General features: G+C 53.3%; 16 protein-coding genes and 1 riboswitch. Of the genes, 6 read left to right on the top strand and 10 right to left on the bottom strand.

Translation table 11 applies throughout. The features are described from left to right. Nucleotides 1-6 precede the first annotated feature (6 nt). The 3 genes from DP119_RS11085 to DP119_RS15865 form a co-directional block, all read right to left on the bottom strand. Nucleotides 7-1,011 carry a sensor histidine kinase gene (locus tag DP119_RS11085; RefSeq protein WP_112233236.1) on the bottom strand — a complete coding sequence of 335 codons (1,005 nt, stop codon included), beginning with the start codon at nucleotides 1,009-1,011 and terminating at the stop codon, nucleotides 7-9. A gap of 2 nt (nucleotides 1,012-1,013) precedes the next feature. Further along, complete coding sequence (locus DP119_RS11090; protein ID WP_112233237.1) at nucleotides 1,014-1,697, bottom strand: response regulator transcription factor; 684 nt, start codon at nucleotides 1,695-1,697, stop codon at nucleotides 1,014-1,016. Between the two features lie 117 nt (nucleotides 1,698-1,814). Next, entirely contained in the window at nucleotides 1,815-1,982 is a 168-nt protein-coding gene (locus DP119_RS15865; protein WP_157101615.1) for a hypothetical protein, read from the bottom strand. A 148-nt stretch (nucleotides 1,983-2,130) separates the two neighbouring features. Next, a riboswitch (purine riboswitch) is annotated at nucleotides 2,131-2,230 on the top strand. 288 nt (nucleotides 2,231-2,518) lie between these two features. Here DP119_RS15865 and DP119_RS11095 point away from each other — a divergent pair. Next, nucleotides 2,519-3,703: an MFS transporter gene (locus DP119_RS11095; RefSeq protein WP_112233238.1), complete on the top strand. Its 1,185-nt coding sequence runs from the start codon at nucleotides 2,519-2,521 to the stop codon at nucleotides 3,701-3,703. Nucleotides 3,704-3,943: 240 nt separating this feature from the next. On the opposite strand, the gene DP119_RS11100 is transcribed toward DP119_RS11095, so the two are convergent. After that, nucleotides 3,944-4,888 carry an Abi family protein gene (locus DP119_RS11100; RefSeq protein ID WP_112233239.1) on the bottom strand — a complete coding sequence of 315 codons (945 nt, stop codon included), beginning with the start codon at nucleotides 4,886-4,888 and terminating at the stop codon, nucleotides 3,944-3,946. 16 nt (nucleotides 4,889-4,904) lie between these two features. Further along, entirely contained in the window at nucleotides 4,905-6,893 is a 1,989-nt protein-coding gene (locus tag DP119_RS11105; protein ID WP_112233240.1) for a penicillin-binding transpeptidase domain-containing protein, read from the bottom strand. A 246-nt stretch (nucleotides 6,894-7,139) separates the two neighbouring features. Here DP119_RS11105 and DP119_RS11110 point away from each other — a divergent pair, with 246 nt between their 5' ends. The 4 genes from DP119_RS11110 to DP119_RS11125 all read left to right on the top strand — a co-directional run bounded on the left by DP119_RS11110 (nucleotide 7,140) and on the right by DP119_RS11125 (nucleotide 9,910). Further along, a complete protein-coding gene (locus tag DP119_RS11110; protein ID WP_112233241.1) occupies nucleotides 7,140-7,994 on the top strand; it encodes a CPBP family intramembrane glutamic endopeptidase in 855 nt (284 codons plus the stop codon). A 138-nt stretch (nucleotides 7,995-8,132) separates the two neighbouring features. Then, nucleotides 8,133-8,555, top strand: coding sequence for a hypothetical protein (locus tag DP119_RS11115; protein ID WP_112233242.1), 423 nt, complete (start codon nucleotides 8,133-8,135; stop codon nucleotides 8,553-8,555). A 98-nt stretch (nucleotides 8,556-8,653) separates the two neighbouring features. Next, the gene (locus DP119_RS11120; protein WP_112233243.1) at nucleotides 8,654-9,211 is read left to right on the top strand and encodes a hypothetical protein; all 558 of its coding nucleotides are present in this window, start codon (nucleotides 8,654-8,656) and stop codon (nucleotides 9,209-9,211) included. A gap of 144 nt (nucleotides 9,212-9,355) precedes the next feature. After that, nucleotides 9,356-9,910, top strand: coding sequence for a DUF6609 family protein (locus tag DP119_RS11125; RefSeq protein ID WP_101805318.1), 555 nt, complete (start codon nucleotides 9,356-9,358; stop codon nucleotides 9,908-9,910). Nucleotides 9,911-9,943: 33 nt separating this feature from the next. Here the strand turns inward: DP119_RS11125 and DP119_RS11130 are convergent, their stop codons facing one another. Next, nucleotides 9,944-10,684, bottom strand: coding sequence for a nucleotidyltransferase domain-containing protein (locus DP119_RS11130; RefSeq protein ID WP_112233244.1), 741 nt, complete (start codon nucleotides 10,682-10,684; stop codon nucleotides 9,944-9,946). A 96-nt stretch (nucleotides 10,685-10,780) separates the two neighbouring features. Next, complete coding sequence (locus DP119_RS11135) at nucleotides 10,781-11,665, bottom strand: TIGR01777 family oxidoreductase (protein ID WP_112233245.1); 885 nt, start codon at nucleotides 11,663-11,665, stop codon at nucleotides 10,781-10,783. 170 nt (nucleotides 11,666-11,835) lie between these two features. Here DP119_RS11135 and DP119_RS11140 point away from each other — a divergent pair, with 170 nt between their 5' ends. Further along, nucleotides 11,836-13,104 (top strand): dicarboxylate/amino acid:cation symporter, encoded by a 1,269-nt coding sequence (locus tag DP119_RS11140; protein ID WP_240616425.1) that lies wholly within the window; start codon nucleotides 11,836-11,838, stop codon nucleotides 13,102-13,104. 913 nt (nucleotides 13,105-14,017) lie between these two features. Here the strand turns inward: DP119_RS11140 and DP119_RS11150 are convergent. The 3 genes from DP119_RS11150 to DP119_RS11160 all read right to left on the bottom strand — a co-directional run bounded on the left by DP119_RS11150 (nucleotide 14,018) and on the right by DP119_RS11160 (nucleotide 17,121). Then, entirely contained in the window at nucleotides 14,018-14,782 is a 765-nt protein-coding gene (locus DP119_RS11150) for an SDR family NAD(P)-dependent oxidoreductase (protein WP_112233246.1), read from the bottom strand. Between the two features lies 1 nt (nucleotide 14,783). Beyond that, nucleotides 14,784-15,722 carry a 3-hydroxyacyl-CoA dehydrogenase family protein gene (locus tag DP119_RS11155; protein WP_112233247.1) on the bottom strand — a complete coding sequence of 313 codons (939 nt, stop codon included), beginning with the start codon at nucleotides 15,720-15,722 and terminating at the stop codon, nucleotides 14,784-14,786. An 82-nt stretch (nucleotides 15,723-15,804) separates the two neighbouring features. Next, nucleotides 15,805-17,121: a GntP family permease gene (locus tag DP119_RS11160; RefSeq protein ID WP_112233248.1), complete on the bottom strand. Its 1,317-nt coding sequence runs from the start codon at nucleotides 17,119-17,121 to the stop codon at nucleotides 15,805-15,807. Nucleotides 17,122-17,135 lie beyond the last annotated feature (14 nt).

The following is a 17,135-nucleotide window of genomic DNA, read 5'->3' on the forward strand; positions in this document are numbered from 1 at the left end:
CAGGCGCTAGATCACCTGCTTGTAGAATTTGATATGGAAACGGGTGCCTTCGCCCGGCGTGCTCGCGACTTCGATGTCGCCGCTTTGGCTCGTGATGATGCTATAGGCCATGGCGAGGCCGATGCCGACCGAGTCGTCGCCAGCGTTTTCGCCTTTATAGAAGCGCTTGAAGATATAGGGTAAGTCTTTTCTGGAAATGCCGCTGCCGTTGTCTTCGATGCGGATATCGGTGTACAGCGCGTTTTCGCTATAGCGAATTGTCACCTTTCCGCCTTCCCCGGTATGTTCGACACAGTTCTTCAAAATATTGATGAGTGCTTCTGTCGTCCAGTTGAGGTCGCCTGTAAACGCTGCGTCCTGATCGCCTTCGATGTGAAGTTCCTGCATTTTAATGTCCATCGGGATGTGCAGCGGTTCGACCGCTTTTTCGATGAGCTTGGATACCAGGATGCGGTCTTGTTTAAAATGAATCGTGCCGGCATCGATCTTCGATAGTTTCAACAGCGATGACACAAGCCAGTCCATGCGCTCGAGCTGAACGTGGAGATTGCGGATGAATTCGGTGCGTTTTGCGTCATCCAACTCGCTGTCGCGTAAGAGATCCGCCATGACCATCATTGAGGTGAGCGGCGTTTTTAATTGGTGGGAGATGTCCGAAATGGCGTTTGTCAGTTTGCCTTTGTCTTCACTAAGCAGAGCGCCGTGTTCCGACAGCATTTTCGTCACTTTGTAGATTTGTGTTTTGAGTAAGCTCAGCTCGCCTTCGCGGTTGTCGCGCACGTCGAGTTGGAAATCGCCACCGCTGATTTGCTGCAGGAAACCGGATAAGCGTTCGATTTCCCGGTAGCGCCACCAGGTGAAGATGATCGCCGTTGCACTCAGCAATAACGCAACGCCGAGCACGAACCACGCGGCCGTAGAGGAAACGAAAATAGCGGCGAGGATCGTGCCAAGGGCAGTGATCGTGGTGAGTATGACCAGCAGCCAGCGGATTTCAATATTGCGCAGCATCCTTACTCACCCGCCTTATAGCCCATGCCGCGGACCGTTTTGATGAGTTCGGGGCGTGCGGGATCATCTTCCAGCTTTTCGCGCAGCCGTTTAATGTAGACCGTCAGCGTATTATCGTTGACGAAATCGCCGCCGACGTCCCAGATGCGGTCGAGCAATTGCGCCCGCGTCAGCACTTGGCCGAGGTGGTTCGCGAAAATGAGCAGCAAGCGATATTCGAGTGCAGTGAGGAGAACTTCATTGCCCGCTTTATGGACTTTGCCGTCCGATGTGTTAATGTGCACGTCGCCGAGTTCGACGACCGTTTTCGGCTGCGCATGGCGCTGATAGCGGCGTAGCACGGAATTGATGCGCGACAACAGTTCACGCACGCGGAACGGCTTGGTGATATAGTCGTCCGCACCCATATCGAGCCCCATGACGACATTCACTTCATCATCGAACGCCGTCAGGAAAATGACCGGGATATCGCTTTTCTTTTTCACGAGCGCGCATAAGTCATAGCCGCTGCCGTCCGGCAAGGACAGATCGAAGAGGCATAAATCGATTGTTGGGAGCTGCTCTTCGATCGCCGCAGTGGCGTCCTTTGCCGTGTGGCATAACACCGTGGTGAAGCCTTCCTGTTCGAGCGAATATGTCAGGCCGGAAGCGATCGTCCGGTCGTCTTCGACTACGAGTATGTTCATTGATATTCCCCTATTCCTGTTAAAATGAAAAAAGCCTGTACCGGTAGATTTGTTATCATCTACGATACAGGCTTTCGCTCCGAGTGACTAGCGGGATCCGCCAATCCCCAGAAAATCTTAAGAATTGCCTTTTGGCTTTTTCGCCTTTTTATCGGCGTTTTCAGAGCTGTAGATAATCCCGAGTGCCAGGAACGCGATGCCGAGCGCCGGCGACATATCGCCCGTGAAACTCAAAATCAAAAAGATGAACCCGAGCATGAGAAAGACGTGCCCTGTCGATTTCATCGTCTCCACCCTTTCTTATTTTGCCGTGTTTTCCATTGTAATGAATTATACGGCCAGTCCTTGAAAAAGTTTCGGTTCCCCAAGAGGTCGGACGTCTATTGTATATTCTCTTGCATAAACCTTGTCGTTGTAGTAAGCTGTTCAAAGTGAATAACCCCATCAATCTATCTGTATAACCTTAAGGATACGGCTTAAGGGTCTCTACCAGGAACCGAAAAATCCTGATTACAGAAAGCGATCTTTTCGTTTTCTGTAATCAGGATTTTTTTATTTTCTGATAATACTTCTGCAAGTTGGACTTACGAAGCCTTGAAAAGATGAGACCACTCAGCTGATACGCAAAAGATATGGAGCAAAACAGCGCAGACTCCTGGGGGTTCAGCGAAGTGCTGAAATCCATTCGGGCGTATAGCCCGAATTAGTTCAGCTCGAGCCCCCCGGAAAGCCAGCTGTTTTGCGGAATATCTGGTGAAACACTCCAGCCATTAAAAGGCGCAAATCCGTAAAACTTGTATATATGAAAGGAAGCGTATGTTATGAATTTGAAAGTTTATATTTTAGCCCTCGCCACAGTGGCGGTCGGGCTTGTGGAATTGATCATCGGCGGCATCTTGCCGACCATCGCCGAAGAGTTCGATGTGTCCGTGAGCGCTGCCGGCCAGTTGATCACCTTGTTCGCCTTGATTTATGCCGTGGCCGGCCCGGTGCTGCTCATTGCGACGAGCCGCTTTGAGCGCAAGAAAGTGTATTTGGTTTCCATGTTCATCTTTTTCCTCGGGAACATCATGACCTTCTTCAGCCCCGACTTCACATGGATGATGATCGCGCGCGTCATTACCGCGGCGAGTACGGCGCTCATCGTCGTATTGGCCTTGACGATCGCCGCAAAAATCGTCGAGCCGCCTTACCGCGCGAAAGCGATCGGCTTGATCTTCATGGGAATCAGCTCGTCGCTCGTGCTCGGCGTCCCGCTCGGCATCCTGATCGCCGATGCGTTCGGCTGGCGCGTCATTTTCCTTGCGATCGCCGCACTTTCGCTCGGTTCGATGGCCTTGATCGCGCTTTACATCCAGCCCATTCCTGGAGGCACGGCGATTCCGCTTAAGCAGCAATTAAAAGCGGTCGCGAGTGCAAAGATCGGCACCGCCCACCTCGCGACGCTGTTCATGCTTGCCGGGCATTACACGGTTTATGCATACTTCACGCCGTTTTTGGAAACGACCATGCAGCTCAGCCCTTTCTGGGTCAGTGCCTGTTATTTGATCTTCGGGATTGCGGCAGTGAGTGGCGGCGCAATCGGCGGCACCATGTCCGATTCGATCGGATCGAAAAAGAGCATCCTTATCGTCATCTCGGCGTTTGCCGTCAGCTTGTTCGTGCTTCCGTTCACGACATTCTCGCTTGTCATCTTCTTGCCGGTGATGGTCATTTGGGCCGCGCTCAGCTGGGCACTTGCCCCGCCGCAGCAAAGCTATTTGATCGAAACCGATCCCGAAACGTCCGATATCCAGCAGAGCTTCAATAACTCGGCACTGCAAGTCGGCATCGCGCTCGGTTCCGCAGTCGGCGGTCTTACTTTGACGCAAACCGGCTCGGTCACCAGCACTGCTTGGGTCGGCGCCGTGATCGTACTCGTTGCGCTTGGCTGTGCGGTGTTCTCGATTACACGTCCAGTAATCGAACGTAGCATACGCAGCTACCAAAAATCACAGAGTCTTTAATATGAAAAAGGCCTGGTCCGCGGACCAGGCCTTTTTTCTATTCGCGGAATCCTGCTTCTTTTATAATCCACTCAGTTGCTGGAAATGTAAGCGGCGACTCCGGGAGGATTAGCGAGACAATTGAGACCCTACAGGAGCGCTAGCGACGAAGCGGCTCAATGCGAGCCCTCCGGAAAGCGTCCGCTGGAATGTACAGCAACCAAGCTCTATAAATATCAAAAGACTGTCTCCAAGTCTTTTTTATTCGCGGAATCCTGCTTCTTTCATGATCCAAACATACGGCCGCTCCGGCAAAGCTTCTTCCAACTCGCGGATCAATTCCAACAGCTCCCGAGTGAAAACTTCATACTCATCTGGCGGCGACACCACTTTCAACAATTTGATCAATGAAGCGGTCGTCCCGCGTGTGATATATCCTTTTTCCTGATGCAATTTCGCTTCTAGACGCGTGAGTTCAAGGGGCGACCTGAGCCGGAACGAATACAGCACTTCTTCGTGAGCTGCCTTGTTGCGGAACGGAAACGCGATTGACAGAATCTCGTCGAGTTCCGCTGCACTCAGTTCGATGCCGTGTTCGCCCGCATCGTCTGCGAAATCCTGGGCGATGCGCGTGCGCAAGTCCTGGTCGATGACCGTGTAGAAATTGGTGATCTGGCCGAGCGACAGGAAATTGACGAGCACCCATAGCGGCAAGTTCTTATGTTTTTCGTAGAACTCGCGGAGCTCCGGATAGCGCACGCGGTGGCGCTTCCGATGGCTTTCGATCAAATTGTTGAGCGTCGCCGTGATGCGGTCGCGTTCGTGAAAATGGATGTTGTCCGGGCTGTAATTCGCGCTGTCGAGAAAGCTGTCGACTTCCGGGAAGCGTTCGGAAAACCGGTAGGCGAGCTTCGATTTGATGCTGCGCTCGAACTTCAAGAGTTCGCTGAGCAACAACAAACGCAGCTTGCGGTCGAATTGATACAGCGCGAGGATATGATTGAACGCCGTCCCAGCTTCGTACATTTCCTCGCCGTACGGGTTTTTCGTTTCATCGCGCTCGAGAAACGGCTCTTTATAGCCATCGATCAGCGCATAATAATTATCGCGCGACAGCACGCGTCTTGCGGCCGCTTCGTCTTCAATAACGAGCCCGCGGCTTTTCAAGATCGCGAGCTGTTCGTCGTGCGTCGCAAAGCTTTTCATGGCCACCTCTCCCTGTTTAGTCATCGCTGAACAATGCGCCGGCAATGGCCGCTGCGTCTTCCTCATCTTCCATCATGACCGCCGCGCTCAAATTGCCGACTTTCGGGTCGTAACCGGCGAACCAGCCCATGTCGCCGTCATCGGTTTTGATGACGGCCGTCTTGCCGGCAAAATCATGGCCGTCTTCTTCACCGGCTTGGACGAGTGCCGTGCGGACCAATTCCGCTTGTTCGGCGCTCAGAAGCTCTTGCTTCAAGTTTTCTTCTTCAGCGTCCCCGAACAGGACCGGCTTTTTCATGTCGCCGTCCGCTAAAAACGTGCCGTACATGAGTGCCGCGTGGAGGATGTTGACGCGCACTTGGCTTTCGCCGGATGCGGAACTCGCGAGCTGGCCTTCCGAGCCGAACGTGCCGCTTTCCGAAATTTGCGAAGCCGCTAGCGGCACCGGATAATCGAATGCCTGGCCGAAGCCAAATTCATTCAAGCCTTCTAAAAAGCTATCGTCCGGCATATTGCTCGCCTGGATCGCAAAGTAGATGCTGTCGGAATGGACGAGCGCTTTTTGCATGTCGATCGGATTCGAAACACCCGGATTCGGGCGGGTGATGCGGAAATCGTTCCAGGACGGGAATTTCTGCCACGTCTCCCCGTCGATCTCGATGCCTTCCGCAGGATCCAGCGTCCCTTGCTTCATGGCCACGGCCGCAGTGATTGGCTGCATCACATAAGACGGTGGATACGCCGCCGCTGCCCGGTTGAAGAAGGGCTGGTCCGGATCGTTGGCCAGCTGGCGGAAACGGCTTTCCTTGATTCCCGGAATGAAGTCGTTCGGGTCGTAGGCCGGCGAACTGACCAACACATGCGTCTCGCCCGTGTACGGGTCGACCGCCGCGGCAGTGCCCGGTTTCTTGCCCATCTCTTTATAGATTTCCTGCTGCAAATCGGCATCGATCGTCAGTTCGATCGTCTCGCCGGCTGCCGAGGAGTTGTCGACGGCGGTGATCGTTTCGTTCTGTGCGGTCTTTTCGATCAAGATCTTGCCGCCGCGTTTTCCGCGCAGCTCGGTTTCAAAGATCTCTTCCAAGCCTTCCCGCCCGACGATATCGCCTTGGCCGTATCCCTGGCCGCTGCGCTCTTCCAGCTGTTCAGCGGTGATCGGCGCGATGTAGCCGGTCAAATGCGCCATCGATTCGCCGTACGGGTAATGGCGCATCGTCACTTTCGTGCGCTTGGTCCCGGGAATCGCAAACAGCCGGTTCAATTTTTCGCGGTCCGGCCGGACGGTTCCGAGCGGCACGTAATGATGCGGCTCGACCCACGGCTTTTCGAGTTCTGCGTCAATGTCTTCGACGGACAAATCCAAAAGCCCCGCGAGCCGCTCCGTGTAATCGTCGCGGTCGAAATTCCCCGGCACGACGCCGATCTCATAGGCATCCGTATTGCCGGCGATGACCTTGCCGTTGCGGTCGACGATCTCACCGCGTTCGGTATCGCTGATCTGCACGGAGACATTATCGCCTTCCGACAGGTTCGGCAGGATGAAGGAAGGATCCCATTCCGCGAACCATTCGCCTTCTGCGTTTTCTTCCGCCTCCTCATAGACAAAGCTCAGCGTCTTATCGAATTCGATCTCGCCGATGACGCTGTCCATCGAAATCGCCAGCGGGATATCCGCCGGCTCGTTTTTCAGCCACGGTTCTTCGCCCAATTCCCAATCGATCTCGCGCTCTGTCAGCGATAATTGCTCTTCGAGTTCCACTTGCCATTCAATGAAGGTCTCTTCCCCGAATGCCTCTTTGGCACGCTCCGTCAAAAATTCCTCGTACAGCGTTTCGTATTCGCCCGCCTGCCACAATTCCATGAACTGCTCTGCGCGGGGTGCCGGCGATGCGACCGTCTCCGGTTCCGCTTCTTCCGGCACCGGCGCTTCCGTTTCCTCGTCCGAACACGCCGCAAGCGCAAGTGCCGCGCCAAGCCCGATCATCCACAGCTTCCCTTTCCCCATTGCTACCCCTCCGTCTCCATAGCCTTTTCTACCATCTTACCCTTAAAACGCCCGCTTCAATACGGAAATTTTTGGATATGGGATTTGGAAGTTCGAAATCGACTCCTTCATCGTCCAGCATTCCCGGGATACAGCGCTATTCGCAGCAGTTTTGCGGAATACTAACATTTAAAACGAAGAATCTCGTTCATTATGAAACAAACCGCCCCATGTTCCGTATAATTAAGGAAGAAAAGGAGGCCCTTTATGTTCGCTGAAATGAAATCGCGTTATTTGATCCTCTTCACCATTCTCGGCGTCTTCGCGACTTTGGTCATCTTCATGCTGATCGGCGCGGATCCCGTCACGACCGAAATCGCGGTGCAGCTTGCCTTTTATATTGTTGTCCCGTACTTTTTCTTTCATTATTATTGGAGCAAGAACCCCGATTGGTCACTAAGTGAAGTGCTATCCACCAAAGGCATCAAGCCGTGGCTTCCCGGGATCGCGGGCATGGTGCTCGTGTCGATTGCCTTTTCGCTGACGATGTTCTGGCTGCAGCTCGCGATTGTTTCCCCCGCCTTCCCTTGGCTTGCGGAATTAATGCTGGAGCCGGTCGAGATGCCGGGCGGTGTCGGGTATGAGTATTTCATGCTGCTGACGCTCGTCATCTTGGCGCCGATCGTGGAAGAGTTCGTCTTCCGCGGCGTGTTCTTGACCCGTTTCGCGGCAAAAACTTCGATGTGGGGCGGCATCTTGATTTCGAGCTTGATGTTCGGGGTGCTGCATCTCGATTTTGTCGGCTCGTTCTTATTCGGCATCATCGCATCACTCCTGTATTTGCGCACCGGCAATTTATTGCTGCCGATCCTGTTCCACATGCTCAATAATGCGCTGGCGGCGTTGTCGATGTATGTGCCGATCGATGAGTTTTTCGCGATCGATTGGTTTATCGTGACGACAATGGCTGACATCGAAGCGAAAGCGTTCGCGAATATCATCATCATGATTATCAGCACGCTGCTCACCGCCTGGATCATCTACCGCCTCGCCAAAGGCTTGAAGGATCGAACGGAGAAGCACGAAATCACTGAACCCTTGACGGAAAGCGAAGTGCAGTAAGGAAAATTGTCGATGATCTGTCACGCCCCGTTCATATAGCGTTTATATTCGTGCGGTATGATACAGTCATACGAATTCAGGGACTTTCTAGCGGCCGCCTTTCCTGCCGCTGTGCCCAAAAGCTATAGGAGGATTTTCATGAACAACACAGCTACACCGCGCAACAACACTTTAGAAAAAAAATGGAGCTTGCGCTTGATCCAGTTCTCGGCCATCTTCGGACTGATCGGAACATATCTTGGCTCGCATATGGCCGGCCAGATGGATTACGCGCTGCGCCCGATCCACGCCCACATCCTGCTCGTCGGCTGGCTCTCGGTTTTTGCCTGGGGCGTCTTCTACCGCCTATATACCGTGAAGTACAAAAAGCTGGTCACCATCCACGGATTCCTCGCGATGATCGGGGCAGTCGGACTGACCGCCGGCATGTGGTTCTATAATTTGAATCCGTTCAATATGAACGATACCTTCGTCTTGATCTTCTTCATCGTCGGCGGCACGCTGTTGCTGTTCGCCTTCGCCTTGTTTGCAGTCATCACGTTCTTGACGGAAAAAGAGTGATTAAAACGCCCGGGCTCATCCGGGCGTTTTTTCATTTCCCCCTATTCGGCGAAATACCGTATAATGGAAGCATCGCAAAACGGAAGGGGAAATTATGGATGACCCTGAATAATTTGATCCAAAAACGCATGCTTGTGCTGATCGGCCTGGTACTTGCCGCGGCGCTCATCATTGCGCTCGTGTGGAGTTCGGATACGGTCGATACGGCGGAACAGGCGGTGCGCGATGGCGACGATGACCTCGTGTTGACGCCTGTCTATGAACTGAACGGCCGTGCGTTATTTTTTTTCATCCGCGGCGATGATAATTTCGGTGCGGCGACGGCGACAGAATCCTGGTTCGGCTGGCAACTCGACACCCGAAGCGAAGCGACCATCCCCTCACTCGACGACCCGGACCGCATCGACAGCTATATGAGCAGCGACGGCTTGGTCTACGGACTGTTTGACCCGGCTGACGGGCGCCACGTGCAGATTGGCGAGGTTCCAACTGACCAACTATTGCTTGGCGAGCGCTTCCCGGGCGAATTAATGGAAGAAACCGGTCTCGCCGGAAAAGCGGTCTGGTTTATCGAAAACGCACCAGAAGAACGCCCGATCCCGCTCCAATTGCTCGATGCAGACGGACAGGAATTGCAGCGGTTGGAAATGTATTAATTTAAAATAGCCTCCACCGTGCAGCTCTCTCATGCACGGCGAAGGCTATTTTTGTGTGTTGCATAATTTCAAGGAAACTTTTACAGACTTGATTCGTATTTCCATTGAGCATCAGCTACTATTTTGCAGCGGGAGGAACAGCTTTTGACAATTAAATCAGATGACCCAATTAAATACCCCACTCAACGCACAAGTGGAGTTTGGCTTCTCTATATCGGAATGATTATTATCGCTGCGGCACTTGCCGGCGGGCCATTGCTCGTCCAGCCTGTGTTGCTTGGGGCCGGTTACGCGATCGGCTTCGTGTTGATCTTGGCATTGCCATTTGTGAACCGCAAACTGGCATACGGCAAAAACTCCAAGTTCCAAGATCGCTTTGAAAACATCGCGATTTTTCTAAATATCGCCTTATGCACAGCATGCGGACTTATCGTCGGCTTTTCGGACCTGAGGGTATTTTGGCTGAGCCTGTTTATCGCCGTCGGAATCCATTTCGTCCTCTTTTATTTCTCTCAAGGCAGTTGGATGGTAGTGCTCGCCATTTTAACAATCGGCAATGGCGTTCTTGGCTTGCTGCTTGTGGATGTCCCTTTTCTTGTGTTCGCGATAATCGATGGCGGCTTGAAAATGGCCATCGGAATAAAGCTGCTTTTGCAAAAGCATCCTTCATTTAAAGCCACTAAACAGATTTCCGCCTAATATTCAAGATTCTCGGGAAGCTGAAATTTATGCTTAGTGTTTTTCTTTTGTCCTCTCAGCTTCTGCTTTCCCGATTGAAAATCCGTCAAATAAGCGGCCGCCGTAAGGCTCGAGGACACTTTCAACAAATTCGATAATATGTTCCGTTTCGTCAGTCCGGTAAAAATGCTCGAACGCCTCGACAAAGCGGACCGCAAGTTCATGGTCATGCGCTTCAAGTGACCGAATGACCCACTTGGATGAGCCGATCCATTTTTGTTCCGTGCGCAAAATGAATTCGCTCACCAAATCCGAAAGCGTGTTGACACAAAACAGCCGTTCTTTCCGGTCGTCGCTGCCCCGCAAATCGTCCAGCACATCGGTAATGAAATAGCGTTTTGTGCGGATCGTATCCGTGCTCCACGCTTCCGGGCCTGCTTCAAGCAAGGCTTTTGCTTCTTGCTGTATGCTTTCCATGATGCCGGTATCTTTCAGGATGATGCCTTCACTGACCATGCGCGGCATGCTCGGCTTGGCGGCTTTGCGATCTTTCTCGAAAAATACCTTATATGATGTGAGGTTATAGACAAATACTTCAATCGGCCAGCCGAAAGCGACCAAGGATTCGCGGTACGAGTTCATCAAGGTTTCATCGAACACGACGATATCGAGGTCCGAAGTCGCCGTCTCCTGCCCGCGCACGACGCTTCCCGCAAGCAGCGCGCCACGGCAATGGCGGAAATTCGTTTCGACAAATACTTTTGCTGCATGGATCGGATCCAAACGTTCTTTCATGGCTATTTCCCCCAAAGTCTGTTTGTCTTTAGCATACCCTACCTGGTGCAGAATTGCGCATAAAAATACAGACATTCTGTTGAATGCCTGCGTTTCTTAATTATTCAAGTCAGCCAGCGCGCTCCTGAGGCCCGGATAGCGGAAGCGGAAACCTTCCCGCACGAGCCGCTCCGGCACGGCCCAGCGGCTTTTCAGGATCAATTCCGTTTCGGTCCGGAGTGCGGCTGCGCCTGTTTCAAGCATCCATTTCGATGCAGGGAGCCCACCCCGGCGGTTCATCGATTGCCGCAGCATTTTCATCCATTCCTGGTTCGTGACCGGATTCGGTGCGGAGGCGTTGAAGACGCCCGACAGTTCATCGCGGTGCTGCATGAAACGCACGGTGCGGTACAAGTCTTCGATATGGATCCAGCTGAACATCTGCCGGCCACTTCCTTGTTTGCCGCCGAGCCCGTATTTCACGAGCTTGCGGTACGGCTCCATGACGCCGCCGTCACCGAGGACAATGGCGATGCGCAATGCCACTTGGCGCGTGTCCGGCAAGTGGAATGAAAAGAAGCTGTCTTCCCAGGCTTTCGCGACAGCTACGGAAAATCCGCGCCCGATTTCCCCATTCCGCTCCGTCATGGGGCGGTCTTCGGCATGGCGGTAAATCGTGGCCGTGCTGGCATTGACCCATAATTCGGGAGCGGTGCTGCATGCTTCGATCATTCGGCCAAGCGTCTCGGTCGTTTCGGTGCGGGAATTAAAAATCTCGCGTTTATTCGCTTCGGTATAGCGGCAATTGACGGATTTCCCGGCGAGGTTGATCACCAGTTTGGCCCCGTCAAGCGCATCTTTCATGGCGCATGCGTCGTCCCATTGGATATGTCCTGACTGTCTGGAAATGATGTGAACGCGGTAGCCGAGACGCTCGTATTTTTCTTTCAAGTACATTCCGATGAACCCCGTGCCGCCTGCGATGACTGCTTTCTTAACCATATTTTTACCTCTTTTCGCCGTAATTCTATCATGATAGACGACAGATCTATAAGAATAGTTGCAGTTTTTTAGGGAATCCCTTCCCAAGCAGAGAGGTCTGTTGAAACTGTTGATTTTGTTCCGCTTCGGTTACACTTGTTTTTATGCGTTTCCTTAAATGAAGAAAGTTGGTGGATGAATTGAAGAAAAAGAAAGGCTTAACTTTTAAAGTCATCAGTGCCTTGATCTTAGGTGCGATCACAGGACTGCTTTTAAATCTTTTTGCGCCCGAAGTTTTCGCAATACTCAATCCTTACGTCTTCGTGCCGGTCGGGCAGATTTTCCTCGCCCTCATCAGCATGCTCGTCGTGCCGCTCGTGTTCTTGTCGATCGTCCTCGGGACCGCCGGGCTTGGCGATCCTGCGAAACTCGGCCGCATCGGCATCAAGACCATTTCGTATTTCCTCGTGACGACGACCATCGCCATTGCGATCGGCCTCGGCCTCGCAGCCGTCGTCCAGCCGGGTGCAGCAGGTGATTTCGATATCGACGCGGCGACTTACAGCCCGGACGATGCCCCATCGATCGCCGATACGCTGCTCAACATCATCCCGAAAAACCCGCTTGAAGCGATGACCGAAGGCAATATGCTCCAGATCATCGTCTTCGCGGTCTTTGTCGGCTTGGCGCTTACCGCGCTTGGCGATAAGACAAAAGGCATCTTGAATCTCGTCGAACAAGGCAATGAAGTGATGATGTACCTCGTCGGAATCGTCATGCGCTTTGCCCCTTACGGCACATTCGGCTTGATTGCCACGGCGATCGGTTCACAAGGCCTTGCCGCGATCCAGGCGATGGGCTCCTATATGCTCGTCGTCATCGGCGCGCTTTTGATCCACGCCATCTTGACCTATGGCGGCACCGTGTGGCTGATGGCGAAAAAGAGCCCGGTCTGGTTTTTCAAAACTTTCATGCCTGCCATGACCGTCGCTTTCAGTACATCCAGCAGCACGGGCACGCTGCCGGTTTCGATGGAAGTCGCGCAGCGTGATTTGAAGATCCCGAAGTCGGTCAGTTCGTTCGTCCAGCCGCTCGGCGCGACGATCAATATGGACGGGACGGCGATCATGCAAGGTGCCGCGACGATGTTCATCGCACAGGCCTTCATGGTCGATTTGACATTCGGCCAATTATTGACGGTCGTATTGACCGCAGTGCTTGCGAGTATCGGAACGGCCGGCGTCCCTGGTGTCGGGCTGATCATGCTCGCGATGGTCTTGTCGAGTGTCGGCCTGCCGGTTGAAGGCATCGGCCTTGTGCTCGGGATCGACCGCTTGCTTGATATGTCACGCACAGCAATCAATATTTCCGGTGACGCGGCTTGTGCATTGATGGTCGCAGAAACCGAGAAAAAGCACGGCTTGACAGAAGAAACAGCTATGGACACTCAAGAAGCATAATTGTATAAAGCCTCCCGGCAATGTCGGGAGGCTTTTTTCGATGGCAGGACTCAATCATGCTGATATAACGATAAATGTGAAATGAAAAGAAGTGATAGGAAAAGCTTCCGCTTTTCGACTGCGTTGCAGGGGGCTGCTTGCCGTGGGGCGGGTGTTGAGCCAACGTGCCGCAAAGAACGCAGCACGTTTGTCTCGCCAGCCCGCGCGGTCCCACAGGCGTCAGCCCCCTTCCACTCCGTCTCTAGTTTTAGAGGGGAAGGAATTTTCTTCTGTTCGCTCGATAGAAAATGTGAAAATGCGTCAGGTTTTGTAGCTCACGTCAACTTTGCTGTGAATGGAAGTTAATTAGTTCCGATCCATCAACCAAATTTCTGGTTCAAGCACCAACGTGCCAGGCGCCGCGTACTTAGAAGCGATTCCCCCACTAGCCGGCAACTGTGTAATGAAGCAAATCTGCTTAAACGCACCCGAATCAATGAAATCTCTCAGCCGACCAGCGTAAAGGGGTGAGCCGACGCAGTAAGACAAGTGTTCTTCTTGGCTTATTGCAAGAGGCCATCCCAAAGCATGGCGGCGACTGCCAAGACGATGCTCAACCAGAAAACCGAAACGTTTCCACAAGCAAACCCTCGCTATCTTACTTTAACTATCACCCGGGGAAGCGATTCCCCCGCTAGACGGCAACTAATTACAGAAGCAAATCCATTTAAACAATCTAGATGCAATGAAATCTCTCAGCTGCCGAGCCTCCAGGGTGAAGCGAAGCCGTAAGACAAGTGTTCTTCTTGACTTACGGCGGGAGCTCAACCCAAAGCAAGGCAGCGGCTATATTGCTGAAGCATTAATAGAATCCAAAAACACTTCCACACCCAAACCCTCGCTATCTTCATCTGAATGCCACACATCACTCTTCTTATATCGCGGTCCAGCCGCCGTCGACTTTGATCGTTTCGCCGGTGACAAAATTCGATAGATTGGACGCTAAATACAATACCGCGCCGGATGTGTCTTTCGGCTGCGACAGGCCGTCGAGCAGGATGCGGCTGTTGACGTCGTCTTTGAACGCCTGGTCCTCGAACATCTTCTCCGTAAACTCCGTCTCAACGAATGTCGGCGCAACGGCGTTGACGCGAATCCCTTGCTTCGCCCACTCGACCGCGAGCGCTTTGGTCATCTGCACCATGCCGCCCTTGCTCGAGCAATAAGCGGCGCGCTTGATGTAGCCGACAAATGCCATTTGCGATGCGATGTTGATGATGCGGCCGCTTTTTTGCGCGAGCATGTATTTCGCTGCTGCTTGGCTCGCGAAAAACGCCGACTTTAAATTCAAGTCAAGCACCGTATCCCAATCTGCTTCCGTTACGTCCATCGCCGGTTTCGCGATATTGACGCCGGCGTTGTTGACGAGGACATCAATTGTGCCGAACTGAGTGGCGGCAGTGTTGATCAACTTTTTCACTTCATTAATATCACTCAAATCCCCGGCGACCGCGATGCACTTCGGGTTATGGGCGCGCAGTTCCTCAAGCGCGGCTGCGAGCGCTTCCTCGTTTCTTCCGGAAATCGCAACGTTTGCGCCGAGTTCGGCGAACGTCAGCGCAATGTCTTTTCCGAGGCCTTTGCTGCCGCCGGTGACGACGACCGTTTGCCCTTTGAGTTCAGCGAAATAATTTGTCATCTTAGCCCTCCTGTTCCAAATCGTTTTTCAAAAACTGGATTAAGGTCTGTTCGCGTTTGCGGTTGATTTTTTCGGACACGTCGGGCGCCCACTCGTAGAAACCTTGTCCTGTTTTATCGCCGAGCTTGTGCTGGTCGACTAACTGCGACAAGATTTTGCCGGAGCGCTGATCGTCCGCTAAGTCTTCGAATAAATAATTCGAGATGGCCGAGAACACATCGAGCCCGCCCATATCCGCCGTCATCAACGGCCCCGTTACCGGAAGGCGCCGCCCGATGCTGTAAGTGACCGCGGCATCGATGTCTTCCTTGCTCGCAGCGCCCGCATCCAACAGCGCTTGCGCTTCCCGGAACAATGCGTATTGCAGGCGGTTGCCGATGAAGCCCGGCAATTCCTTGTTCAGCAGGATCGGTTTTTTATTCATCGCCTTCAATAAGGCCATCGTGCGTGCGGTCGCTTCTTCTTGGGTCCGTTCCCCGTTAACGACTTCGACAAGCGGGATCAAATGTCCTGGGTTCCAGAAATGGGCGACGATGAAGCGTTCCGGATGGTTCATTCCTTCAGCGAGCAGCGAAGGCTTGAAACCTGATGTGTTGCTTGCGATGATGACCGAAGGATCGATGAGGCTTTCCAATTGCTTATACAAGTCTCGTTTCAATTGCAGCTTTTCCGGGACGACTTCGAGAATGAATGTCGCCTCTCCTACCGCTTCTTCAAGCGATGTCGTAAATAGGATTCTCCCGCGGATTGCCTGCGCTTCATTCTCATCAAACAAGCCATTGTCTGCCATGACGGCCAGTTTTTGCGCCAAGCCTTTGTCCGCATTCGTGACGTCCTGTTCGTTGATGCCGTAGACGGTCGGCGTGTGGCCGGACCAGGCCGCGGACAGGGCGATCGAATGCCCCATCGTTCCCGCTCCGAGTATTGTCAATTTCTCCATATGAGTTCACCTCTTTTTTAGGATGGATGATACAAGGAAACCCAACAACTTCCGAATCGGATAGCTGTTGGGCATGTGAATCTTATAGGCCGATTGAGAATAAAATCACAGCGAGTACCGCACCGAGAAGCGGCACGACAACGGACAATGCACCGAATGCCGGATAGGCGTCGCGGTGGGTTTCTCCTGCGATCGAGCGGATCGTCGTGACGACGTAACCGCCTTGCGGCAAGGAATCAAGCGAGCCGGACGAAATGGCGACGGTCCGGTGCAAGGCTTCCGGGTCCACGCCCATATCGAGATAATGGGGCGCAAGCAGCGGAAGCGCAATCGCCTGGCCGCCCGAAGACGATCCGGTGAGCCCGGCGATGACCGCGACAGCGAGTGCCCCGCCGATCAACGGGCTGCCCGGGATGCCGGTCATGACATCGACGGCTGCTTCAAAAGATGGCGTCGCTTTGACGACTCCGCCGAAGCCGACGACTGCGGCGGTGTTGGCGATCGCGATGACCGCTCCCATTGCGCCGTCGCCGAGCGCTTTGCTCAAGTTGCGGATGAATTTGATGTTGATCAGGCAAGTCGAGACGATCCCGCCAGTCAAGGCGATGATCAACGCGGAAGTGCCGAGCGAATCATGGAAGATGTACGAGAACCCAAGGACGACAAGAAGCGGCACCATGCTGAGGAGCGGGTTCGGCAATTCTTTGCGCGATTCATTGTCCGGGTCGGTTGGGCGTGATTCGAACTCTTCGCCTTTCGCTTTCGCTTTGTTGATCATTTTCGTCAGCCACCAATAACCGAAGACCATCATGAACACTGCGACGATCGCGCTGACTTCCCAGCCGGCATACGGCGAAGTGCCGAGAAATTCAATCGGGATCCAGTTCTGGATCTCCGGTGATCCGGCAGACGTCATCGTGAATGTCGTCGAACCGAAAGCGAGTGCCGCCGGAATGAAGCGGCGCGGCAAATTCGCCTGTTTAAACAGGCTGAGTGCCATCGGGTACACCGAGAATGCGACGACGAACAAGCTGACGCCGCCGTATGTAAGGACCGCACAGGCGAGCACGACCGCAAGCGCTGCTCGTTTCATGCCCATCTTGCCAACGATCCAGCGCGATACGCTATCGGCAGCGCCCGTGTCTTCCATCACTTTCCCGAAAATCGCCCCGGTCAGGAACATCAAATACCAGGACGCGATAAATCCGGTGAAGCCGTCCATGTAATTCGTCAAATAATTGGCCGCCCCTTCTCCCGCCAGTTGCGGGAACAGAGGCAAACCGTTCAGTACTGCCACAAACAAAGCCGTCAGCGGCGCTGCGATGAGCAAGTTCATGCCGCGCATCGTCAGGACAATGAGTAAAATCAATCCACCAAACATGCCGATTAAACCGAGCATCTATTATTCCTCCC

Source organism: Planococcus maitriensis (assembly GCF_003289925.1).
GTDB lineage: Bacteria > Bacillota > Bacilli > Bacillales_A > Planococcaceae > Planococcus > Planococcus maitriensis.